Annotated in this window: 21 protein-coding genes and 2 pseudogenes; 13 read left to right on the top strand and 10 right to left on the bottom strand. The window is 56.8% G+C overall.

Annotated elements, in window-relative coordinates; all coding sequences use genetic code 11:
* Positions 1 to 4 precede the first annotated feature (4 nt).
* A pseudogene (locus tag DVK07_RS16715) lies at positions 5 to 320 on the top strand (hypothetical protein); the annotation flags it as partial.
* Positions 321 to 676: 356 nt separating this feature from the next.
* Here DVK07_RS16715 and DVK07_RS16710 read toward each other — a convergent pair.
* The 3 genes from DVK07_RS16710 to DVK07_RS22325 all read right to left on the bottom strand — a co-directional run bounded on the left by DVK07_RS16710 (position 677) and on the right by DVK07_RS22325 (position 3939).
* The gene (locus tag DVK07_RS16710; protein ID WP_233565492.1) at positions 677 to 2338 is read right to left on the bottom strand and encodes a hypothetical protein; all 1662 of its coding nucleotides are present in this window, start codon (positions 2336 to 2338) and stop codon (positions 677 to 679) included.
* A 1-nt stretch (position 2339) separates the two neighbouring features.
* Positions 2340 to 3215 carry an ABC transporter ATP-binding protein gene (locus DVK07_RS16705; RefSeq protein WP_121598081.1) on the bottom strand — a complete coding sequence of 292 codons (876 nt, stop codon included), beginning with the start codon at positions 3213 to 3215 and terminating at the stop codon, positions 2340 to 2342.
* Positions 3216 to 3627: 412 nt separating this feature from the next.
* Positions 3628 to 3939, bottom strand: a complete 312-nt coding sequence (locus tag DVK07_RS22325) for a hypothetical protein (RefSeq protein WP_147441193.1) — start codon at positions 3937 to 3939, stop codon at positions 3628 to 3630.
* A 147-nt stretch (positions 3940 to 4086) separates the two neighbouring features.
* On the opposite strand from DVK07_RS22325, the gene DVK07_RS16700 reads away from it, so the two are divergent.
* The 6 genes from DVK07_RS16700 to DVK07_RS16675 all read left to right on the top strand — a co-directional run bounded on the left by DVK07_RS16700 (position 4087) and on the right by DVK07_RS16675 (position 8668).
* Positions 4087 to 4470 (top strand): helix-turn-helix transcriptional regulator, encoded by a 384-nt coding sequence (locus DVK07_RS16700; protein ID WP_121598080.1) that lies wholly within the window; start codon positions 4087 to 4089, stop codon positions 4468 to 4470.
* 210 nt (positions 4471 to 4680) lie between these two features.
* Positions 4681 to 5394 carry a hypothetical protein gene (locus DVK07_RS16695; RefSeq protein WP_121598079.1) on the top strand — a complete coding sequence of 238 codons (714 nt, stop codon included), beginning with the start codon at positions 4681 to 4683 and terminating at the stop codon, positions 5392 to 5394.
* Between the two features lie 121 nt (positions 5395 to 5515).
* Positions 5516 to 5821 carry a hypothetical protein gene (locus tag DVK07_RS16690; protein WP_199719566.1) on the top strand — a complete coding sequence of 102 codons (306 nt, stop codon included), beginning with the start codon at positions 5516 to 5518 and terminating at the stop codon, positions 5819 to 5821.
* Between the two features lie 591 nt (positions 5822 to 6412).
* Positions 6413 to 7222, top strand: coding sequence for a hypothetical protein (locus tag DVK07_RS16685; RefSeq protein WP_121598078.1), 810 nt, complete (start codon positions 6413 to 6415; stop codon positions 7220 to 7222).
* Positions 7223 to 7313: 91 nt separating this feature from the next.
* A complete protein-coding gene (locus DVK07_RS16680; protein WP_121598077.1) occupies positions 7314 to 7766 on the top strand; it encodes a helix-turn-helix domain-containing protein in 453 nt (150 codons plus the stop codon).
* A complete protein-coding gene (locus tag DVK07_RS16675) occupies positions 7763 to 8668 on the top strand; it encodes a hypothetical protein (RefSeq protein ID WP_233565490.1) in 906 nt (301 codons plus the stop codon). Before DVK07_RS16680 ends, DVK07_RS16675 begins: the two co-directional genes overlap by 4 nt.
* 434 nt (positions 8669 to 9102) lie before the next feature.
* Here DVK07_RS16675 and DVK07_RS16670 read toward each other — a convergent pair whose 3' ends face one another.
* Entirely contained in the window at positions 9103 to 9762 is a 660-nt protein-coding gene (locus DVK07_RS16670) for an AIM24 family protein (protein ID WP_121598076.1), read from the bottom strand.
* Positions 9763 to 10110: 348 nt separating this feature from the next.
* Here DVK07_RS16670 and DVK07_RS16665 point away from each other — a divergent pair, with 348 nt between their 5' ends.
* Both DVK07_RS16665 and DVK07_RS16660 read left to right on the top strand, forming a co-directional pair.
* Complete coding sequence (locus tag DVK07_RS16665) at positions 10111 to 11082, top strand: HAMP domain-containing sensor histidine kinase (protein WP_121598075.1); 972 nt, start codon at positions 10111 to 10113, stop codon at positions 11080 to 11082.
* Positions 11083 to 11084: 2 nt separating this feature from the next.
* Complete coding sequence (locus tag DVK07_RS16660; RefSeq protein ID WP_199719564.1) at positions 11085 to 12623, top strand: bacterio-opsin activator domain-containing protein; 1539 nt, start codon at positions 11085 to 11087, stop codon at positions 12621 to 12623.
* A gap of 637 nt (positions 12624 to 13260) precedes the next feature.
* Here the strand turns inward: DVK07_RS16660 and DVK07_RS16655 are convergent.
* The gene (locus DVK07_RS16655; RefSeq protein WP_121598073.1) at positions 13261 to 13839 is read right to left on the bottom strand and encodes a response regulator; all 579 of its coding nucleotides are present in this window, start codon (positions 13837 to 13839) and stop codon (positions 13261 to 13263) included.
* A gap of 164 nt (positions 13840 to 14003) precedes the next feature.
* Between DVK07_RS16655 and DVK07_RS16650 the strand changes: the two genes are divergently transcribed.
* Positions 14004 to 14348 (top strand): winged helix-turn-helix domain-containing protein, encoded by a 345-nt coding sequence (locus tag DVK07_RS16650; RefSeq protein ID WP_121598072.1) that lies wholly within the window; start codon positions 14004 to 14006, stop codon positions 14346 to 14348.
* Here the strand turns inward: DVK07_RS16650 and DVK07_RS16645 are convergent.
* Positions 14332 to 16023 carry a sensor histidine kinase gene (locus DVK07_RS16645; protein WP_121598071.1) on the bottom strand — a complete coding sequence of 564 codons (1692 nt, stop codon included), beginning with the start codon at positions 16021 to 16023 and terminating at the stop codon, positions 14332 to 14334. The genes DVK07_RS16650 and DVK07_RS16645 overlap by 17 nt on opposite strands.
* Before the next feature lie 626 nt (positions 16024 to 16649).
* Here DVK07_RS16645 and DVK07_RS16640 point away from each other — a divergent pair.
* On the top strand, positions 16650 to 17189 hold the full coding sequence (locus DVK07_RS16640; protein ID WP_121598070.1) for a cupin domain-containing protein: 540 nt from the start codon (positions 16650 to 16652) through the stop codon (positions 17187 to 17189).
* A 471-nt stretch (positions 17190 to 17660) separates the two neighbouring features.
* On the opposite strand, the gene DVK07_RS16635 is transcribed toward DVK07_RS16640, so the two are convergent.
* The 3 genes from DVK07_RS16635 to DVK07_RS16625 all read right to left on the bottom strand — a co-directional run bounded on the left by DVK07_RS16635 (position 17661) and on the right by DVK07_RS16625 (position 20740).
* Positions 17661 to 18920 carry an RNA-guided endonuclease TnpB family protein gene (locus DVK07_RS16635; protein WP_121598069.1) on the bottom strand — a complete coding sequence of 420 codons (1260 nt, stop codon included), beginning with the start codon at positions 18918 to 18920 and terminating at the stop codon, positions 17661 to 17663.
* Positions 18917 to 19306: an IS200/IS605 family transposase gene (tnpA, locus tag DVK07_RS16630; RefSeq protein WP_121598068.1), complete on the bottom strand. Its 390-nt coding sequence runs from the start codon at positions 19304 to 19306 to the stop codon at positions 18917 to 18919. The genes DVK07_RS16635 and tnpA overlap by 4 nt, the downstream gene beginning before the upstream one ends.
* Before the next feature lie 996 nt (positions 19307 to 20302).
* On the bottom strand, positions 20303 to 20740 hold the full coding sequence (locus DVK07_RS16625; protein ID WP_121598067.1) for an RDD family protein: 438 nt from the start codon (positions 20738 to 20740) through the stop codon (positions 20303 to 20305).
* A gap of 277 nt (positions 20741 to 21017) precedes the next feature.
* On the opposite strand from DVK07_RS16625, the gene DVK07_RS16620 reads away from it, so the two are divergent.
* Positions 21018 to 21299: a helix-turn-helix transcriptional regulator gene (locus DVK07_RS16620; RefSeq protein WP_121598066.1), complete on the top strand. Its 282-nt coding sequence runs from the start codon at positions 21018 to 21020 to the stop codon at positions 21297 to 21299.
* A 527-nt stretch (positions 21300 to 21826) separates the two neighbouring features.
* Here DVK07_RS16620 and DVK07_RS16615 read toward each other — a convergent pair.
* Positions 21827 to 22362: pseudogene (locus DVK07_RS16615) on the bottom strand (restriction endonuclease); the annotation flags it as partial.
* On the opposite strand from DVK07_RS16615, the gene DVK07_RS16610 reads away from it, so the two are divergent.
* Positions 22279 to 22563 (top strand): hypothetical protein, encoded by a 285-nt coding sequence (locus tag DVK07_RS16610; protein ID WP_394338889.1) that lies wholly within the window; start codon positions 22279 to 22281, stop codon positions 22561 to 22563. The pseudogene DVK07_RS16615 and the gene DVK07_RS16610 overlap by 84 nt on opposite strands.
* Positions 22564 to 22619 lie beyond the last annotated feature (56 nt).

Raw genomic sequence — 22619 nt, 5'->3', positions numbered from 1 at the left:
CGCCAGCGACCGCGCTTGCGACACCCGGACGTTTTCGCTCACCCCGGTTGCGGGGGAGTACGGACTCAGCGTCGCGCATCTCCGGTGAATACGACCGGGCCGTTGAGGCGTTCGAACTCCCCGTGGAGACGACGGCCTTCGGCCCGCTCGACCGACGGGTGGCCGGGGCGGCGGCCGCGGTCGGAGCCTCTGGCGTCGCCGCCGTGGCGGGCCTCGCCTACTCCGCCCCCACCATCGCGGCAATCGCCGACGGGTTTGGCGGCCCGTTCGGCGTCGTCGCCCTCAGGTCGGCGTGGGAGTGGGCGCTCCCGGCCGCCTGAGTCGACGCGGTGCGAGCGCTCGGCTGGTATCGGCAGTTCTGTGGGATCGTTTGGTTTTTGCCATCATCAACATAGAACCGCTGTAACCGCGACTTAGCATCTATTCAACACAACAGAATTGACCGCCTTCGAAACAGCGGGAACTGAGGAATATATCTGTCCACGTGAGGAGCCACTGTGACTCACAGTCAACCACTATCCGTTTCTCGTCAACCGCAGCTCGCAACGGAGTTGCCGTCGGTAGGCATTCGTTCTTCCAACTGCCTTGTCTGTTCACATGGATGATGTTCCCTCCACCCTCAAGGGCGGGTATTTCTCCTTACGCTTCCGTAGCCTCATTTCTCAAGCTCGCTCAGCTAAACAGTCCCACGTAATTCCATCGTTCGTCGAGCCAGCGCAAAACCGACCAACACTACACTGAGGGCGATGAATATGAGTGGGATTCCTTCCTCCACGCTTGTTGTCATCGAACCAATAAAATCGGCTGCTGTCGCTCCATTAAGCGGTCCAATGTACCATACTAGCAGGTACGTCATCTCGAACAGCCAAGACGAACCACTCCAAATCCCCAATGCGATCGCAAGCGCCGGAGCAAACAGTGTCCCGCTTGCGATCCCCAAGAGCGCACTCATCTGGCCACTGACGACAAAAAACGTGGCGAGCCCACTACTGACACACACAGCCACGATGACGCCCGCGAGCCATTCCGCAACGAGTTGTTTGACCGGATGATTAGACGACAGTACGAGATTTGCTACCCGATGTTTGGTGACCCGTACACCCAGTTCGGACCACACGAAGATCGGCCAGATAAATGCGAACGGAAACAACACTCGTCGCGCGAGTTCGGACGAGGCACTTGAGAGACCGGATCCCGCGAGCAGACCAATTGGGGCCACGATGATGACGGCAGCAGTACTGTACCACCACCACCGTTGGCCACGGATTGCGAGTCGCGTCTCTACAGCGACCAGTCGCCAGAAGCTCCAACTGGCTCGGTCTTCAACACTTGTCAGCGACATCGAATCGACGGACGAACCGTCAGTCGGCGTCTCGGCTATATCGGAACTGCGACCAATACTGGGTATCCAGGTTTCCAGCCGTGACAGCCGCCCAGTACCCGAAGAGGCAGTACTCACCGACCTCCGCGTAAACGGTATTGTAGCGACGAACACGGTCACGATGGCTGGCAACAACAGGCCTACTCGCTGGACAAAAATCCACAGTGGCCACGGCTGGCCACCGTAGTGAAATATCTGTTCCTCACCGCTGAGCGTCCCGAAAGATGGGAGAACACCAATCGCATCTGGGGCCTCTGTAAGCAACGCGTCGGCAGTCAGCGTGTAGACAGTGAGGTGACCCATGAGATCGACCGCTCTAACTAAAACCGGCAGTTCGTTCGGGGCGTATCCTGCGGCCGATTGAAGACCAGCGAGGGCGAACGTTGCGAGAAAGAAGTATCCAATATTTCCCAGCGTTCCACTCAGCCGGTCGATAGTTTCAAAGAGAAGTACAACGGCACCGACGAGGGCACTCAACGGGAGGGCAATCACAAAAATCGGCCCCACCAACGCAACCAGCTTCGTCGGTCCGACACCGTGGACAGCGTGATTGATGACCGTTGCGAATCCAAGTGTGGTGAGAATGACGATCCCCAGACCGATATTGCTCAACCATTTCCCGAAGAGGTACGCCTGATCCGTGATTGGGGTGCTCGCTACCACTTGATCGACATTGTGGAGCCGGTCCCGTTCTAGCGTCCCTTTCATCAGATAGAAGCCGGCGAACAGCAATACCATCGACCCGGTCATAGCTGCTTTCAACCCGACGAACGAAGCTGTGTTTGTACCGGCGACGTTCGTCAGATCACCACCGCGATCGAGCTGATATGCGAGTTCGATCTGTCCGACGTTGACGAGATACCCAAAGAACGCGACGATAGCGAGGACGACCAGCAGTCGACGTGATCGAACCCTTTGCAGGAAGTCCGCCCGCCCGATGTGATACACTCGACGCATCTCACACCTCGGCAGGCCGGCCGATCGCATCGAGGTACGCATCCTCAAGGGTCGCCGGTACTTCCTCGGCAGTTTCGGTTGGATGCGTCTCACCAATCAATCGAACCTTGATGCCATCAGAATGCTGGACTGTGCTACACACCTGATAGTCCTCTCTGAGCGTGGAGAGTTCGGACTGGGAGACGAGACTCTCATAGACCCTGCCGGACACACGGTCGACGAACTGATCCACGGTTGAATGCGTCACCAGCCGACCGTTATCGAGGATCGCAAGTTCGTTTGCCGTTGCTTCGACATCCGGAACAATGTGCGTCGAGAGGAGTACGATCCGATCCGTGGCAGTGTTTGCAAGCGCACTCCGAAGCCGGACGCGCTCTTCGGGGTCCAAGCCCACAGTTGGTTCGTCGACGATGAGTAGATCTGGATCGTTGAGGAGCGCTTGCGCGATACCGACTCGTTGTCGCATCCCACCAGAGAAGGTCTTGAGTTTTCGATTCCGAACGTCGACAAGATTCGTGAGTGAGATCATCTCGTCGATACGGGCACTGGCAGTTTCACTATCGAGACCACGTAGTGCGGCGACGTATTCCAAGAACTCTTCGAGTGTCAGATCGGGGTAGACCCCAAATTCTTGTGGGAGATACCCGAGAACTGAGCGCACGACAGCGGGCGACTCGACGATATCGGTCCCGTTCCAATACACCGTCCCCATCGTAGGTTTCACCACTGTCGAAAGAATCCCCATCAACGTCGACTTTCCAGCACCGTTTGGTCCGAGAAGCCCGTGAATACCATCTTCAAGCTCTAATGAGATATCTTGAATTCCCCAGGTATCTTCACCGTACTGTTTTCCCAGGTTTTCGATGCTGAGTTTCATATGGTATCACCGCGGGGACAGCAGATGCTGTTTGGTTGAAAACTCTCACTTCGCCTAAGGAGACCGGCGTCGAGGCGCCGATGAAGAAATGTGGTTTGAGGTTGGAGGGCAGTCACAAATGGTTGGTGTTACAACGATCCAATTAACAATTTCGTTATTTGTCTTTGGACATCCTCCCGCGCTTGAAGACGCGATAATCCCACGTCACCGTACCGTTGAGTTGGGATATCACCAATTCAACCGTAGTGATTTACTCCAGAGTGATTTACTCAAGGGTGAACTACTTGCCGCTAGGATGTGTATCGTGTCGTATGAGCACAGAATTAGAGATTTCTGGCTCTGTTGAAATCCTCAGAAATTGATATTTCTTCCCCCCTCGATCACTCAGTACAGCATGAGTTGTCACTGCTCGTTAGCGGGAATTGTACCTGTGTATTTCTTGTGCCAATTTCTCTAAGAAAACGCCCTCATTTGCGAGATCTTTCCCCCAATTCATGAGCGAGAATCTTGGTTTCGATGACACGGTCACGACGGTGTTACCACCTTTGGTGGACACTTGGATTTCAATTTCATCGCCAAAAGACTTCCAAGAAAGCGGTGTGAGAGCCTTCAGAGTCAATTCATCACTGTCAACGTCGGCTGTCTTCCATCCAACGTATCCGACCACTTCCCTACAAGCGTCAAACACGACGTGGGTATCTCTGGCGAATTCTTTTGTCCGCATACTCTACACTTGAGACAAATTGAAAAGAATGTTGGGTACAACGGTGGAGTCATACCCCTGCTCGGGACACAGCCGTTAGCGACAAATATTTTCGTGAAAGAAAATATTTGGATAATAGGATTTCAACAGAGCCAGATTTCTGAAGGGATGGAATCCCGGGAACTCGTCCACTTTGTCACCCAACAGACGCGGTTCGCGCTGATCAACAACATCCGCCAGCATCCTGACCAGCTCCCCTCGATGTACGAGCTCGAGGAACTCAACCCCAGTGTGAGCGACGCCACCGTCTACAAACACATCCAGAAGTTGATCGATGAGGGAATCGTGAAGGAGGTCGCCCTGAACGACGACCAGCGCCGACAGGGCTACCCTAGGAAGTTCTATGGGCTCACAGAGGAAGGTCGGGAGTTCCTCGACGACCACAACCTCCTCGCCGCAGAGGACACGCTCCAGCAGATCTACGATACCATCTCCGACAAGCCCGAAAAGATGGTCAAGTACGAGAATGCTCCCCGTCCGGAAGACGCATAGCCCATATGTCGTTCTGGAATAGGTTTTTGCCCCAGGGGCTGAATCTTCTTGCAACTAAATCGAGTCCCAAATGAAAAATGAAATAGAAGTTCCTTGGTCAGAGCACACCGTAATCGTCCGGACGATACTGTATCGATACGCGACGACAGGTCTACAGGTTGGCCCGTTCAATGTGCGAGAACCAGATACCGTCTTTTCGGAGAGCTGACGATGCCGATCTACGACCGGAGTTCTCCTTCAGAGTACGAGATTCTCGATCGGTGGGACAGCGGGCTCGGATGGCTCGTACATCCGAACGAGGCTGGTCACCGGACGAGTCACGCTGTCGTCGGAGAAGACGATGGTGTGTGGCTCATCGATCCGATCGACGCACCAGGAATTGACGAAGATCTATTGACACTTGGCGATGTGCGGGGCGTGATTGTCTGTTCGAACTACCACGTCCGTGATGCGGAAGTTTTCGCCGCACGTCATAATGTGCCAGTATACTGTCCTCCGTGGCTCTCTCGGGCGGCCTCTCAACTTGATGAGCCGATCGAACCAGAGACGAATTCGGTCGGCACGTCCGGATTCGAGCTCTACCGTTGCCGTCCGTTTCCGGGCTGGTCTGAAGCGGTTGCCTATCGTGAATTCGACGAAACACTCTACGTCCCCGATGTCCTCGGGACGTCTTCCCTGTTCACCGTGAGTGAGGAGCAGCTCGGGATGTACCTTCTATGCCGATTCGCACCACCACGAGGCGTATTCGAAGGGCTGTCTCCACAACGAATCCTTGTCGGACACGGTCCCGGAATCTTTGAGAGCCCCTCGGCTACCCTGAAGTCGGCGCTTGATGGAGCACGTCGTCGTTTGCCTGCGGCACTCCGAACAAACGGGTGGGAACAACTCCGGGCGCTGACAGCGGCACTCGGGGATCGTAGCTAAATCGGATTGGTTCTGTTGAAATCCTCAGAAAGTCAGATATCTTCGGAACTCATCGCGAAAGTTGAGCAATGAGCGTCAGTCAATCGGCCGAGAAGGTCTGAGGCAATCCGTTTGGCCGTCCTTGACCCTCCTCATCGGGGTGAGCCTCGTATTTGGAGCGCTGGCGCTGTATCCGCAGATTCTTCCCGTGTTCGAATGGGCTACTCCGGTGGTTTTGGTTTTCTGGGGTACTTCTCGGTTCTATTTCTTTGAAGTAGATGACTCTTTGACCTCGGCTGGCGGCTGTCTGCTGCTACTCGGCGGCTTCACCTTGGCCGCCTACAGGTTCGTACCGATGGATGATCTCACCGGCGCAGTCGCTCATCTCATCCCAGCTATCGGAATCTTTGTCGAACTGTTCGCTAACCATCACCGCGATCACGACTGATTGTCGGAATTCGATAGAGACGCACTCTTCAGCGACCGGCTGTTTCGGCCGAGTATTTGTCAGAAGAATAGGATTTCAACAGAGCCAACAAAGCCAAATTATCCTTTGCGTTGTATTCCCGAAACAGATATTAGAAGGCCCAAAATAATTAAATCTGGCTCTGTTGAAATCCTTAAGAGCTGGTAGAATCGGCGTGCGAGATACAGAGGGTGCGTGTAGCAATCTCACCTATTGTCTTTTCGGTCACTCCCAATGAGTCCTCCGTGCGAATGAACTCCTTACAAGAGCGGTGAACTCAACCCAACCGGCTCAATCCCCTCTAGAGGGCTCGCCGAACACGGTCTCATCGATAATGGAGGGCATCAAGCGTGGTGTCTCCGGCGACGTTCAAATATTTCGGGGGTTGCGTACCCGCCGCTGAGACAAGTATAGCGTGATCGTGAAACGGTGCTGATGGCGCTGACCGACTCACACTCTGGATTCAGCACGGCTCCGAGAATATATCACCAAATGAGGAATTCAACAGAGCCTTAAATCTCGTTTTGATACTACGTTCGACCTAATATGTGACGGCGGCAATTCGTAGATACGATGGTCACAGTCTCCGCATTCAAGGATGGATTAACTGCCCTCCGCTCGAATCCTATCCTGTTCGTTGCCGGGATCTTCATTGGGGGCGGCAGCCAACTACAATACGTCGATCAGCTAATTGAATCACCACTCCTCTCGGCAGGCGTGTCGCTCGTCTGGCTGATCGTCTTCCCGTTCATTCTTGGCGGGTTTATCGGCACTGCCCGAGCTGCGATCGAAGGAACAGACGCATCGCTCTCCTACTTTTTCACCGAAGCCCGGACACATTACCTCCGACTGCTCCTTGCCGCTGTAGTGTTTGTGCTACTCGTGTTTGGAACCGCGATCGTATTTGGGCTCATCGGGTTCGTTCTCGGAATAGGAACGCTGGCGCTCGCCGCCATTAACGAGATGGCTGCGTTCATCGCAGGCGTCATCCCCTTACTTATCTGGTTGGTGTCGATCCTCGTCGTCATCATGTTCGTACAGTTCTACGACACCGCGATCGTCATCGAAAACAAGGGTGTTATCGATGCGTTCCAAAGAAGCATTCAATTTGTCCACTCGAATCTGAAAAGCGTCACTGGATTTTCGCTGGTGTGGCTTGTTCTCTTGAACGTCTTCTACATCCCCGAGTATCTACTCCAGTTGACGATGACGGACACTGGGCCGGCTGACGTATTACCGATTGACCTCGGAATTCCGATCGCGGTCCTGCTTCCGATCGGGATCGTCCTTTCCGCGATCGGCTTCGCGTACTTCTATACGGTGTACGTGGCCTACTACTTGCGATTAATCGCTGTTTCAGATAATGTCCCGGAATCGGCATGACCACCCACCAACAATTACGTACGATAGTTTCGAACAGTATCCAACCGGACCGGATCCCCGCGACCGCCACCCACAGAAGCTAATCGCACCCATGGCAAGACTCCTTCCGACACAAACCGACGCTGCCGTCGAACGAAGTGATACTCCGGCTGTACTGAGCCTTGACGATGACGCGACACGAGACGTGATCGAAGCGTTGTCCTCTGAGACCGCCTACGAGATCTTCCGACTGCTTAATGAGACGCCAGCAACCCCGTCGCGGGTCGCTGACCAACTTGACCATAGCATACAGAACGTCCATTACCACTTGGAGAATCTCGAAGCAGCTGGAGTAATCGAAGTCACAGATACCTGCTATTCGGAGAAAGGCCGTGAAATGAGCGTCTTTGTCGTTTCGGAAGACCCCACTCTCCTCTTTCTCGGCACTGAGGACGACCAGCCAAGTCTTAAGCGCGCCTTCAAATCCTTCGCATCGCTGCTCGGCCCCCCATCGATTCTGATTGCCGCTGGTGAAACTATTGCTCAGTTCGTTACTACGGAATGAACGAACACACCGATTCATCAGCCCAAGAGATGTCTTCTAGCCGCGGCACACCTGCGCGCGACGTGGCACCGACGATCAAGGCCCGAGACGATATCGATGGCTGTGGCTGTCTTGAGTGCCGTAATATCGAAACAACCGTAACTCGTCGTACTGTCCTCGATGCGTTTGTCTGGTCCGTTCGTCTGTTTCGATCCTACCCGTCAGTTGTCGCGTTCGCGGGGATAATTATCCTCACAAACCGGCTGCTCGAAACAAACGCAATCAACATACTTCCGATGCCCGCAATCAGCATGATTGAGGCAACGACGGCATTCGCATTCATCGTCTTGATTCGAGCCTACGTGGGAACGATCGTCGCTGGAGAATTAACCTCCGACCCCGTTACGATACGAGAGGGTCTGTATCGGAGTTTCGCTCGAATGCCGGCGTTAGTTGGTTTGATCGTTCTCATCGTATTCTCTGTTATGACGCTCCCATTTCTCATTTTGCTTCCACTGCTTGTTCTGGTCGGCACTGTCCCAGGCAATCTCGTGGAGATGGTTGGCTTTCCCGTCGCAGCGGCAGTCGGTGGACTTGTCTTTGCCGTGCCGTTTCTCCTCTTATTGTTCAAGTTCTGGTTCGCACCGGAAGCCTGTGTTATCGGCCAGTACGGTCCTATTGAATCGCTACGGATTAGCTGGCATATCACGACGAACTACCGAGGAAAATTCGTACTTATCGCTGTGATTGCTACCGGAAGCGCACTCAGCATCTATTTACCAACATCTCTTCCAGAGGTGGGGACGGGCATGGTTGCGTTGAATCCCGTTTTGAGTATGCTGTCAGCAAGTATCGGTGAACTGTTTTCTATCGTGTGGGCAAGCGCTTATGCGCACATCTACATCCAAGGAATCGTGTCGTGACATCACGATATCATTTGAACATCGAACAGTGGATACTCGCGATTTAGGCTTATGGAAGTGCGAGGAGAAAGCCCCGTGCTTTAGCACGGGGATTAATCCGACAACAGGGACGCTAACCACGAGTTTTATTCTACCAGTCAGTTTACTATAAGGCAGTCACATCAGACAAAAATTGGAGTTGGATTGAGGTCTCCGTCAACAAAAAGCAACCCTGCGTCGATGTCTACTCAACCATCGCGGTTAGGTCGGGTCGATGGCACGGCCTGTGAGGTGTAAGCGGATACCCAAGCTCATCACGCCACCTCTGGTGGCCCGACGCACTACTCACAAACCACAGCCGAGACCTCGGTGGTCTCGGTCAGGGTGCCTTCGGAGACACACGAACGGCGTGCTGTCCCACGAAGGAATCCTCGCCCTTCCGGGCGGGGAGGATGTCAAATCTGACCGCCTTCCTCGTAGGGCTGGACGACGACGAACCCTTGGGAACCGGTGAACTGCATCTGTAGCTGTTCACCGGACGTCTGACCGATTTCGATCGTCTTGTTCGTCCCAATCGAAGGCGAGAGGTTGGCGCTCCACGCGACGGTGGCGTCGGGATCGGTCGTGACCGGTGGTGTCATCACAACGGGGTCGCCGTGAGTCGTGACCGCCACTTCTCCGGGACCGGTGAGGAACACGTTGGTGAGTCCGCCCGCGGCGGCTTGGGAGAGCCCCCCGACGGTGCTGATCTCGTAGTCGACCTCCTTCTCGAACGCGAGGATGTCGGTGCCGTTGACCGAGATCGACTCGTCGGCGTCGAGCGAGAGGGTCTGTACCTTCTTGCCCTGTTCAGCCAGGTAGAGCGTTCCGGAGCCCTCGGCCTCCATGATCGGTGTCCCTTCGCCGCTGACGGCGTCTTTCACGAAGCCAGCGAGCCCGCCCTCGGCGGAGGATTTCCCGGTGAACGTCGCGTCGCCGGTGTAGGCGATCATTGATCCGGCTTTTACCATTACAGTCCCCTCAAAGGGGATCTCCAATAGTCGCTTGTTGACTTTCCGGAAGCCGTCTCTATTTTCCTCGGGCGCGTTCGCATCGGCAAATTCGTCCAAGTCCATTGGCGTTCAGGAGTGCCAGTATTCGCAACAAAGCCATTTCCCTGCGTCTCTGGCTCTGCAACACGATTGGTGGTGTCTATTTGATCAGCATTTCCATGTGACATCCTCCCCGTCGTAAACGACGGGGCTTCCCGTACCGCAAGTTGGGATATTTGTCGGTCTACGACATCACTTGCGCTCTCGTGCGAAACATCCCGCTCTCGCGGTCGAACAAGTATGTCGATAGGGATCTGTCAACCCGTGTTTCTCCTCGCGCAGCAGAGAACAGACATTAAACCGGATGCTGTCTACAGTTGGTATCAGGATGGCTAACCGAGCGACAACGCATCTGACCGCGTCGAGGTAACGGTGAGCGACCCCAACGCGCTACGGGTCTCGCTCGCCTCCCATCCCGATCCCGTACTTATGTACGAGATGCGGGACGACGTCCCCACAGTGACGGCGACGAACGACGCGTTCGACGCGGCGATCGGTGTCGATCCTGGGGAGCCAGTCTCAGCCCTTTTCGAGCTGTTCAACACGGTAAAATCGTCTGGCGGGGAGACTCTCACGGAACAATTTCGTGCTGGTGAAGCGGTCGAATTCCTCTTAGAAACTGCCGATGCCAGCCAGTACGTGGCTCACGTACTTACGCCCGACAAAGACGGCGGAGCGATAGTTTTCGTCGACTGCGATGTCGCCGCTCCGTTGACCGACAACGTCGATGTCGGACAGGTCGCGAGTGTGGTCAGTCACGATCTGCGGAACCCGCTCGATGTGGCCGGCGCACACCTCGAGGCCGCACGCGAGACGGGGGCGGATGAGCACTTCGACGCCATCGACGCCGCTCACGATCGAATGGAGGGAATCATTCAGGACGTGCTGACGCTCGCTCGTGGTGAGGCAGCGCTGAGTCCCGATCATGGCGTCTCGGTCCACGAGACGGCGGAGCGCGCCTGGCATACCGTCGAGACCGAATCATGGACGCTCCAGTTCGGCGGATCACTCCCGACGGTGAGAACCGATCCCGATCGATTCCAACGACTGTTCGAGAACCTCTTTCGGAACAGTATCGAACACGGGTCCGAGAGTGGAACTGTTCGCGTGGACACACTGACAGACGAAACGGCCGGGCTGTCCGTCGCTGATGATGGCCCCGGTATTCCTGTATCCGAGCGTGACGCTGTCTTCCGACCGGGATACACTGTTAATGGGAGCGGCACGGGGCTCGGCCTCGCAATCGTCCATCGGATCGTGGAGGCCCACGGATGGACGGTTTCGATCGTCGAAAGCAAAAGTGGTGGAACACGAATCGAGATCCGGTTCGACGCGGAGGCGTGACGATGGAGGACCGCCTCCGGAACGCACCGATCGGCGTGATCACGGTGCGAGATCGGACCGTGATGTCGAGCAACGAGATCGCGTCGGAACTCCTCACGGCCGACGACCCTAGTGGCGAGTCGATAGCTGACGTGTTCCCACGGTCGGTTGCGAACTCACTCCTGAAAGCGTTCGACGAGGAGTCGGTGACGGACACGACCTTCGAGGAGTACTACCCAACGATCGACCGGTGGTTATCGGTGTCAGTCGTTCCAGACGACGGAACCGCAACTGTCTACGTCGACGACGTAACCGAGCGAAAGACTCACCAACAGGCGCGTGAACGGCTCCGTGCCGAACACGAGCGGGTCGCCGTAGTCGACCGCCTGATCGCCGACGTTCTCCAGGGACTGGTCGGTGCGGCCTCACGAGAGGAAATAACGGAGACGATCCGGGAGCGATTGGGGAACTCCGACCAGTATCAGTTCGCATGGACCGGTGTCCGCGTTGCTGACGGCGAGGGCCTGGACGTGGAGGGCGTCGCGGGCAACCGAGGCGAGACCTTCCCGGCGGTCCGCGCGACGGTAGAGCGCGGCGAAACCACTCCCGAACAGCGGGCGGTTGAGCGACAACGCCCGCAACTAATTCAGTCGCTGAGCGGCGACAAAACGGTCCCCGAATCGGTCCGCGTCGCCGGGTTCGGCGACGGTGTCCAGTCAGTGCTGGCCGTGCCACTGGTATACGGGTCTAGCGTCTACGGGGTCGTCGGCGTCTACGCGGGAACGAAGGAGGCGTTCAGCGATCACGAGCGATCGAGCTTCGAGGCGCTCGGTGAACTCGCAGGGCTGGCGATCAACGCAACTCGAAACCGTCAGCTGCTACTCGCGGACACGATCACCGAGGTTACGTTCGAGCTCGGGCAGTACTCCCCTATCGCCCGGCTCAGCGAATCCTGTGACGCAGAACTCACGCTCGACGGCACGGTCCCGGCTGGCGACGACGGCCTCACCTGTTTCCTCACTGTCTCGGGTGCTGCTCCGGAAGCGGTCGTCGAAGCGACTGAACCGACGCAGAATATCGATGGCGGGCGGGTCGTCCGACAGTCGGACGAAGGCTACGGACGAATCGAACTCTCGCTCAGGAGTGAGGCACCGCTCGTGGCAGCCGTCACCCACGGGGCGACCATTCGGACGGCGACGTTCGAGGGTGGCACCGGTCGATTAGTCGTCGAACTGTCCACCGACGCGACTGTTCGCCGATTGGCGGTCGAAATCGGCGACGATGAGCCCGCACCTGTTCTCGTCCGCCGAGACCGGACGCGGTCGCCGACGACGGCGCGAGAGTTCGGGGACGAACTGAGTGAGCGACTCACTGACCGACAGGAAACCGTGCTTCGGACGGCTTACCTCGCGGACTATTTCGAATCGCCACGGGGGAGTACGGCCGAGGAAGTTGCCGAGTCGCTTGGGATCACGGGATCAACGCTGCTACATCACCTACGTGCGAGCCAGCGGAAGTTGCTTGAAGCGTTCTACGACGAGCACAAAGACGACAGATCTTGACATCCCCCCACGGCTTTACAGTAGGTGCCGAAGTAGCTGAGTCGTTGTCGGTGACCAATCTGTGGTATGATCCACGCAACGGAGGCAAAACATCTGTCTCGTGCTGCTTCTAGGCTGTTATAAAGATTCGGGGAGAATACCTGCGGCTTTAGCCGCAGGATGAATCCGACAGAACCCTCCACGGACCACTGTTCGGCGGCATTCCCGAGTTTCCAAAGTCCGCAGTTTCAAGTGGATTCAATTCGTATCAAAGAGTACGGTTAGGTCGGAACGGAGCGGATTCCGAACGGCCTTCGGAGGCGGCCTCGCCGCCACTCAATGAGACAATATCCGAAACACCAACACGGTGAACGCGAATGCCAGAAGCGTTCGTCTGTGCTTGTTGGTTGAGTACGCCCAAAGGTAACTCCAAGTCTGTCGAAGTGTCAGCCATTCCCTGCTGGCAAAAACAACAGGTGGGAATCAACGACATAGAGGATAGGAGTACCGGCGGTTTGGCACCGCCAGTCAGCCACCGTTTCGTGATGGGTTAAACGGGTTCCCGAAGAAGAAATCGGATTCATGGTTGTGAACCTGAAACTCCCACCGCTCGGGATTCCTCCGCGTTTACGCGGAAGAGGATGTCAATTGTAAGTATTCACCGTCCGTCGCGATCGACATCCGCGAACTCTTCGAGAACCGCCTCGTCATCCAGCAGTCGCCGTACACGGCGTTCGAGCCGGTTCGCGCGTTCGCGTACCGCCACAAACTCCTCGTGATTCTCACGCTGTTCGGGGCTAGTCTGGGATGTCAGGACCGTCTCTGTGGACTTCGCACTGAAGTACTCCCCGAGAGTCTCGTAGGCGAGGACCCGTCGCTGGTGGTCGACGACCGAACGGATATCCGCACGGTCGACCGGCTTACAGAGATAGTCGTCGAAGGGGAGGTCCAACACGTCAAACCCCGGATCGATCGCGGTCACCATCACGACGCGGCCCTCGAACCCGCGTTCGTCTAGTGTTTCGAGTACCTCGTCGCCAGAGATGTCGGGCATATGGCGGTCGAGGAGGACGATATCCACCGTCTGATCTTCGACTGTCGACAGCGCCTCCTGACCTCCGTAGGCCGTCTCCACCGCACATTCGCCGCGGAGTCGGAGCGCGTAGGCGTCGGCGACTTCCCGCTCGTCGTCGACGACGAGAATCCTGTGGCCTTGGTCGGTGTCGATATCCGCCATGGTGGAGCGTGTCTAAGATTCTCCATCGGATCCACATAACTGGTGTCGTTCGACGTGGGACACTGTGGTGGTCCCTCTCAATCTGTATAGTGAGATACGTGCGTATCTGTTCGTCTGGATACTGAGCATGTTCGACCAAGGGGGTTCCAGCGCTCCGTAGTTGTATGGCTGTACGCCCTCAACCAAGTCACGAACGTACAGGAGAACCGACTTCCCGACCGACGACCGCAGAGCTTCTCGATCTACTCGGCGACGAGTACACCCGTCGCGTGTTCGAGGCAGTCTCGGAGCGACCTCGCGGCGGACGTGCCGTCGCCGAAGTAGCCGACGTCTCGCGGGCGACGGCGTACCGTCGTCTTAACGAGCTCCGGGACGCCGGACTCGTCACGAGTGAGAATCATATCTCTTCTGACGGCCACCACCGCGAACAGTTCACTGCGTCGGCCCAACACCTCTCGATCTCCCTCGACGATGGCGATATCGAAGCAGCCGTCAGTTTCGGTCTGTAGCGTCGTCAGACGGGTCCATTCTCTTGTCAGTAGGTCCATTGACATCGTGGAAGCGGACGATGACGACGGTCCCTTCGGGATTGGCCTGCTCGAACTCGAGTTCGGCACCGAGTTGGTTGACCGCCCAGTTGACGAACCAAAGGCCCACACCGAGCCCGTGTTCGAGCTGAGTTTCGCCTGCCCCCGTGAGCAGTTCGCGTTCGCGATCTGGGATACCCGGTCCGTTATCGGCGACACAGAGTTGTGGAGTTCCTTCGGCGGTCGTGCCAACCTCGATGTCCACGCGTGCGGGATCAGTCGAGTGGACGATCGCGTTCTCGACAAGTTCGGTCACGAGACGGCGAATTATTGTCTGATGAGAGGGGATTTGTAGGCTTTCGGGTGCGTCGACCGAAACGGTGCTCTCGGGATAGTCCTCTCGGGCGGTCGTAGCGACCTTCTGGGTCACGGCGGCGAGATCGACCGGCGATGGGGGACCGTTGCTGTCAGTCATCACAGCTTCGGCGTCTCGGGCTTTTCGGCTAATTGACGACAGATCGGTGGCACTGTCCCGGATCACCGTTTGATGGGTCTCATCATCGACGTGATCGGCGTGGGCGAGGATCACATCGAGTTTGTTCCGCACGTTGTGTCTCAGGACGCGGTTGAGTACAGAGAGTCGCTGCTCCCGGGTGCGTTGGTCGGTCACGTCCCGGAGTAACACCGCTCTGGCGACCGGCGTTCCTCCGCTGTCGGCATCGTCTCCTTCAACCGCAGAGACGGTGAACTGGAACTGGCGGTGTCCCCGGGTCGTTCTGAGCGTGACGTTGCCGGTCGTCCCGGGCGACAGATCGATGTCGTCGATCCCGTCGACGATCGAGATCATCGGCGTGCCGATCATCTCTCGAGTCGATCGGTCAAACAGGTCCTCAGCCGTTGCGTTGGCGTCGAGGATGTGCCCGTCCCAGTCGACGACGATTACGGCCTCCTGTAGCGCTTCGACGACGCGCGAACGGGCGACGTAGTCTGCCTTCGGGAATCCTGTCAGCACGGGGTAGCGCCGGATCGATATCGCCAACAGCAACCCGGAGAGGAGCAGTCCGGCTGTCACTCCGTCAACGATGCGACTACCGTTTAGCCACGTACCGACCACGTACGGTGCTGAGATTCCACCGAGCTGTGCCGCAAGCTGCGCCTTCGAGATTCGTCCGTGGCTCCACCCATAGTTGAGGAAGACAACGGCCGCGTACACGTACACGACGAACAGGAGTATCAATTCAGTCCCCACGAGCGACGCGAGTGAGCGTTGGACCGCCTCTGTTGAAGGGTCGCCCTCGAACGTGGCCGCCGCGCCAACAAGCGGAAGCGCGAGGAGAACGAACAACGCCAGCCGTGGACGAGTCAGTCCGGTGCCACGGCCGGTGTAGCCGAGCACGTATACCAGCCAGACCGCGGGGATGAATACGATCGGTAGAACCTGCGCGACAGCGGCCATCCCCGCCCCAACCGACCACTCGTGTGGGAACTCAGAAAGAAGCGATAGAAGCGCCCATAACAACAATCCGGCAGTCATAGCACCGAAGGTGGTCGCGTTCGGTGGCGATCGATCCCTAGCGGCCTGCCACGTCACCCACGCCAACAGTGCGACGGCAACTCCGTCGATGGCCAGCGAGGCCGAGAGAGAGAAGACGTTCATCGTGTCGTCGATACCGTTCGGCTCTTCCGGCGTACCCGTATTGAGGCCGGTGATCGATTATCGCGGCGTCGGTGGGAGCTCACTGTCGGTCTCGCCTCCGAAGTTGTCGGAATGTGTTGTCAACAGTCCCCCCTGTTGTGATACTGTCGCCGCTGGCACCACGGGGAATACTCGTACCACCGACGACGTCATCGACGGGGGCAGTTGACGGTGAGCGCAACACCGGCAGGAACACGGCCACACCAAAGCGTAACAGCCAGTATTTCGGTCCAAGACTGATCGTCCGGTTGATGAAAACCGCCATACTGGATATTGGTGTGGCCCCTCAATAATCTCCTAGTGTGCGTTGCGGGCTCAGAAACAGGATAAATCTGTTTCAGACTGCGAAACACTCCCTCTCCTTACTTTCCTCCTGTACACGAAGCAGAAGGTACCCGTCGTGACGAACGACGGGCTGTGGTCCACACCCCTCGCCGGAATCCCTCTCCCCCTCCCTGCCGGCAGTTCCCCCGCTGGCCCTCCAAGACGCTACGTTCCGTCCCCCTTCGGGGGACAGAACGATCGGTCACTACGATACTCCCTAATGACATAAAAACAATCAAGTTTGTGCCTTTTGACACCGATTCATGGGTCAGAAAAATGACTCGGATCTGACACCGGAAGACCTTGCTCACAAGTACCTCCCCGAGCAGACGATGTATAAGGTTCAGACTCCGGAGGCTCACGGGGAAGACCCCGAGGGCGTTCGCCACTCCCCACTGATAATCAGGACTAACGAGTTTCGATTACTCTACTTCGAGCTCGGACCGTCCGGGGAAATTGACTGGCACACGCACGTGCCTGGACTTGATGAGGTGAACCTGTGTCTCGAGGGGCGAGCCAGATACACTCTCGAACGGGAAGATGGAAGTCACCAAACCTTAGAGATCGGCCCGATGGAGTTCGTCTACGTTCCCGGAGGAGCCCGGCATAAAATCGAGGCAATTGACGGGCAGGCTCACAGGTCACTTTCGGCTGCCAAATTCGATACGGCCGCGAGACTGGAAAATCTTGAAGACGTTTCAGAGGAGTCGGATACTGGCGGTTCTAAGTGGCAAGACGCGCTCTTCGTGGACCGGAAACGCGACGAGGTAGTCGCCAAAGACGATACCCTCGTCTCAGAATAAACCTAGTTGATGAGACATAAACTCGTGTGGCTGGACACACTATCCGGTGAACAACTTTTCAACTTACTGATCGATCTTTCCCGTAGATCGGCCTCGGTTCGTTCCACATTCGCGCTCTGTATTCAGGACGTCTCCAAGAACATACCACCAATTGAGGATTTCAACAGAGTCGATCAGATCAGAATGCGATACCGGGGATGGCAGCCCGGATCGCGTTGATCTACCCTTGTAATCGCGGGCAGGCGAATGGATGGGGGGAGGGCAGATCGAACGAGAGCGAAGGGAGCAATCTCGCTCTCATCAGGGACCAATTGTCCCTACTGTCCCATTGTGAGAAGACTCTTGAAATTATTTTTGATCTCGGCTGAGACACATCATCCGCACAAGGGGTCAGGATTGACCTCCTCCTCCGCGTGAACGCGGAGGAATCCCACCACGGGATTTCAGGCCGAGCGAAGCGGCCTGTTGGTTTCAAGACGCATACGTTCCAAGCGTCGTCTGCTGGGTTTCAGCATCGGCTTGGCTGTCTTGTGGCCCGGTCAAAGAGGCCCCATCCGTAGCCGAGTCATCGGCACCAGCCTTCTGACCGGAAGCCCGGTCACTTCGGCGGTGACTCTCTCCACTACGGTAGCGATCTGCAATGTTTATCGCCCCGTTCACGTCGGCTTGATACTCACCGACCCAACAGCCGCCGTTCGAGCATCTGAACGTCGCCTGTCGTGGCCGGTAGCCGTGTTCACCGCAGGCGTGGCACGCCTTCGACGTGTTCCGGGGATTCACCGTCTCGACGGGAATCCCCTTCTCGGCGGCTTTGTAGCGAATCTGTGCGTGGAGCTTCGCAAAGCCCCACCCGTGCAACCGCCGATTCATGTACTCGCCATAGTCCATGTTCTCGCGGATGTACGTCAGGTCTTCCAGCACCAGCACTAGGTTCTCGACGGACTCGGCGTACTCCACGACCTCGCGGGTCACACGGTGGAACACATCGTCAATCTGGTTCCACAGTGCGTCACCGAACGAGTCTGCGATTCGCTCACTTCCACGCTTCTGAAGGCGTCTCTTGGCCGTGAAGTAGGTTTTGCGGAGCCGACGAACGGCTTTGCCGTCGCCGGCCCACAGGCGGGGGCGAACCGGAGAACCAGAGCCGTCGCGGTGACACACCGTGACGAGACTCGCTTCACCGATGTCCACACCAATCGGCGTCCGCTCGTCGGCGGACGCCTCAGATTTGTCCTCCACGTCGCGGGTTGCGGTGACGTGGAGATACCACGTCCCTTTCCGCTCAAACAGCCGACTTTCACCCATCTCAGCGTCGTCTGCGTCTAACGCTTCAAGCCAATCCCGCTGTTCGGGATTGGCGCGTGCCGGTATCCAGAGGCGGTAATCCTCGTGGTGCGGGATTTTGACGTACCACTCGATAGCGTTCTGTGGCTGGTGGTCGAGTTGCAGGCCCTCGTTTGTGAACCGCACCGGGTGGTCGTCGTGAATCTCGTTTGCGTCGTAGCTGTTCCCACAGAGTTGGGGGACGTACTTTTTGAGGGCGTTTTTCGCGTAGCCGCTCAGGTCGTACTCGACAACGACGTCATTGGCCGCTGACTGTGTGTCACAGCCAGCGGCGAAGGCGGCCTGAAGCGCGTTCTGGTAGGCGTCCCGCGTCTCACGAAGCTTCTGTCGCTTGTGGACATTCGGGTCCACAAGCTTCAGTTCAAGCGTTTTCGTGACTTCGGTCACGCTTCTGCCTCCTTGTGCTGGTCGATGTAGTTCTCGACAGTTTCGCTGGAGACGTGCCCGGCTGTTCCGGCGTAGTAGCCGCGTGCCCACCGGATTTTCTCGCCGTCGTGGTCGGCGTAGCGGTGGTTGTACTTCCGTGAGGAAATACCCTTGAACCAGTTGGCGAGCAGTGCCGGACTGTGTTTTGGCGGGCTACTGACGAACAGATGAACGTGGTCGGGCTGAACGGTCAGGTTTTGAATGTCCAAGCCCTTCTCGTCGGCAATTTCGTGGAGGATGGTTCGCACACGGTCGGCAACCTGCTCCGTCAGTACCGATTGGCGGTACTTCGGAATCCACACGAGGTGGTAGTTGAGGTTGTAGGTTGCGTGCCGTGTGGTCTTTATCCGTGTTACACACTATGGTTATGTTATGGCAAATATCTTGCGGAAACCGTGGGAAATCCGGCCATACAATAGAACGATAGACTATCACACTATGCTGTCCGCTCGACCCCCGCCTGTTCGCTCCTCGGTTCCGACAGAGCGTCGGAACACTCGTCGCTCACGGGAAGGCGGGAGTATGCGCTCGTATCTCTATCATCGAAGAACGCGGAGCCGGGCATGTCAGCCGGCTCCGCGCTGCGCCGCCCTCACGTCGGGGTTGGGTGGGCCGACGGGTATGGATCGAGAGCGGCGTGTCCGGGAGTTGGTCTGTGACGTGGGCTGACTAAACCCGCTCCCATCAGGGACCTATGGTCCCGATCGCCAGATTGTGGGTAGGTTATTGAATAATTTGTGATGCCACCTGATGATCAACACCATCACCATCCTGAGTCGCATCGCTATCGAGCACGCCGCACTGTTCGCAGTGACGCCCGCGAAGTGACGCTAGCGCTCGGTAGCGGGAGAACGTGGCGACACGCTAATAACCATTAGAGGCAATTCTCCGCGGTCGCGAGGGACGCCCGAGTACCGCTCTGTGCGACAGTCTCGCCGGCAATTGTGCGCTCGCTGTACGTGTCTTGGCTGGTCTCGGTTACGGAGAATCGAGGAGAAAGCCTCGCGCTTTACCCCGGGGATGAATCCGTCACTACCTTTCACAGACCACCGTTCGATGGGGTGTTGTTCGTATTGTAAGCGAAGTGGTGTGGGATAGGTGTCAGTGTCAGGGCACGTGGTGCGACGTAGAAACGAGGTGTGTAGTCGTCGCGTTCGGTTGCGGTCGCGCCGCCGTTGGTCGCTTCTCATTCTAGGACGCGATCATCGTTAAGGAAATCGATTGTGAACGACATTTGCGTAAGTGGCTCTGTTGAAATCCTTAGGAAGTGATACATTCTGACCGGAGTGTGGTCAGTACAGGGCGAACAGAGAGGATTCGCTCTGATTACCTGAATTGAGGCGCTAAGGCCCTTCCTGTTGCTTGACGACGACGGTATCTGCAACGAGGTCGCCGACCCGTTGGTTGTCGTCTGTAAGCAGTATAGATCCTATTGCGATGAGGTTGAACGTCGGGAGTGCATCAACGACCCACAGCAGGTTCCGTAGTATTGACGCGCCGATCGAGCAGTTTGACCCGTCGGACTTGATAACGACCAGGCCAAGTAGGTATTTCCCCGGCGTGTAACCGTACAGTCCCTCAAGTAGAAAACCGTACACTAATGTTGCGGCCAGCCCCACGGACGCCAGCACGAGGAAACCGATATCGCCGAGGGCCGCCCCGACGAGTACAACGGGACCCCAGATGAGCCCCATGAGAATCGAGTCGATCAAGAATGCACCCACTCGGTGCCAGACCACATCTCCGTTTGTTCCTCGTTGCGGTTGCGGATGCTTTTCCATACCCTACTGTTGTTGCTCAATACTTATTAACTCCTGATGGGTGTTTCTGTGGTAGAAAATAGAATAGGTCGCACCATTTAACGACCGGGTGTTTCATCCCGGTTTATATCCGAAGAATAGGATTTCAACAAAGCCGTTTCGATGTATATTGCACGAGATCGGGTGCGTAAATACCATATAGGTTAAACGTCTTAGCAACCCTGGTCCGACCATCATGACAGTAACCAGCCACTTTGGAATCAATAGTATTTCAAAACTTGAATGTGAAACCCAAGGTATGTATGACCTCACTGGCTTTCAGCGCGACTTACTGTACGTGATCGCCGGTCTTGATGATCCCCACGGGCTCGCGATCAAAGACGAACTCGAGGATTATTACGAAAAAGAGATCCATCACGGCCGCCTCTATCCGAATCTCGACACGCTCGTTGAGAAGGGACTTGTCGAGAAAAGTCAGCGTGATCGGCGGACCAACGAGTACACCACCACTCGTCGAGGCACTCGGGAAATCGAAGCACGGGTAGAATGGGAAGCCGAGTATATCGATCACAACAAGTAACGACCAATCTTACAAGAGACGCTCGCTACTGCTACACAACCGAAGTGTGAGGCTTAACTAAAGACGGATGACGTGCCCACTGGTATCGATATCAATCTCCCTCTAGTATGCTGACGACTTACTCAGGACGCCATTCGTACCTGTTATCCCCTACTTTTGTCATAGTCCCCCCGTCAGAATCTGAATCTGACTCTTGTCCTCTTGGCAAAAACCAAAACGTGTGGCCTTCCGGACAATCTAAACTTAACCACATTTTGTCATCATCTGGTTCATTTTTATTCACAAAACCAGTACTTGACATCGTTGTATTCACATTTTTTCCACAGAAGGGGCAAGCAACTACTGGCACACATGTAAATCAAGTTTGATGTTGATATTCTTTTTTGTTGGAATCAGGCTCTTCAGCAGGCTGGCTTAGAGATATGCTATACACGAAACGTGAGGGAGGAAACGCTGCTGTCTGGGCTCAAGAGACTCAGCGCTCCTACAGCCGCTGGCTTCGAGCCGAATACCCGATAGGGAATTCCCTGCGGCTGCCCGCGTTCGGCGTGGGCAACGAATCGCGTCCGGTCGTTGATCCGGTGGATGACGCCCACCGACGTCTCGAAGACGGCGTTCGTGTCCGCGATGACCGCGACTACCGGACGGAACGTCACCGCCGAATGTGGTTCTGGGAGGTCGGCGGCCTCGATGTTCTCGATGTCCCGGAACGCCTCCGTGACTGGCGCGTCGACGTCGGCGGCCGGTCATACGGGCGGAGCGTCTCGTCGCAGAGAATCTTGATGCGACCGTTGTAGAGATCGAGGCCGATCTCGTCGGCGACCTCCCGGAGGTCCTCGCCGTCGAGCAGCTCGATCGGGTGCGGATCGTCGTTCTGCTGGAGGCGGTCGGCGTACTCCTCGGCTGGACCCGTGAACCGACTCGTGGTGACGACCATCCCGCGCTTCGGGCCGTCGAAGTCGAAGGTCGCGATCGCCAAGTGGAGCTTCTGGACGACTGGCCGCCCGACCGTCCCCGTGTGCTTGTACTCGACGATGATCGCGCGCCGCGTGCCGTCGACGACGACACCGAGCGGGCGAAACGCGAAGTCGAGGCCGAAGCCGTCGCCTACGTCGTCGGCCGTTACTACGGGCTCGACACGAGCGGGTCAGTGTTCTACCTCGCCGCGTGGGAGTCGGACGACCCCGAGGTCGTTCGCGAGCGCCTGGGCCGGATCAGCAACACGGCAGAAGAGATCATCGACGCTCTCGAAGACGGCGTCTGAGTGTTTAACCAATACTCGATTCTACGCCCCCAATTTCGTTGGTTAAGTCAGCTCGT

Source organism: Halorubrum sp. Atlit-26R, from assembly GCF_003666015.1.
GTDB lineage: Archaea > Halobacteriota > Halobacteria > Halobacteriales > Haloferacaceae > Halorubrum.
This window is presented reverse-complemented; position numbering and strand designations above follow the sequence as displayed.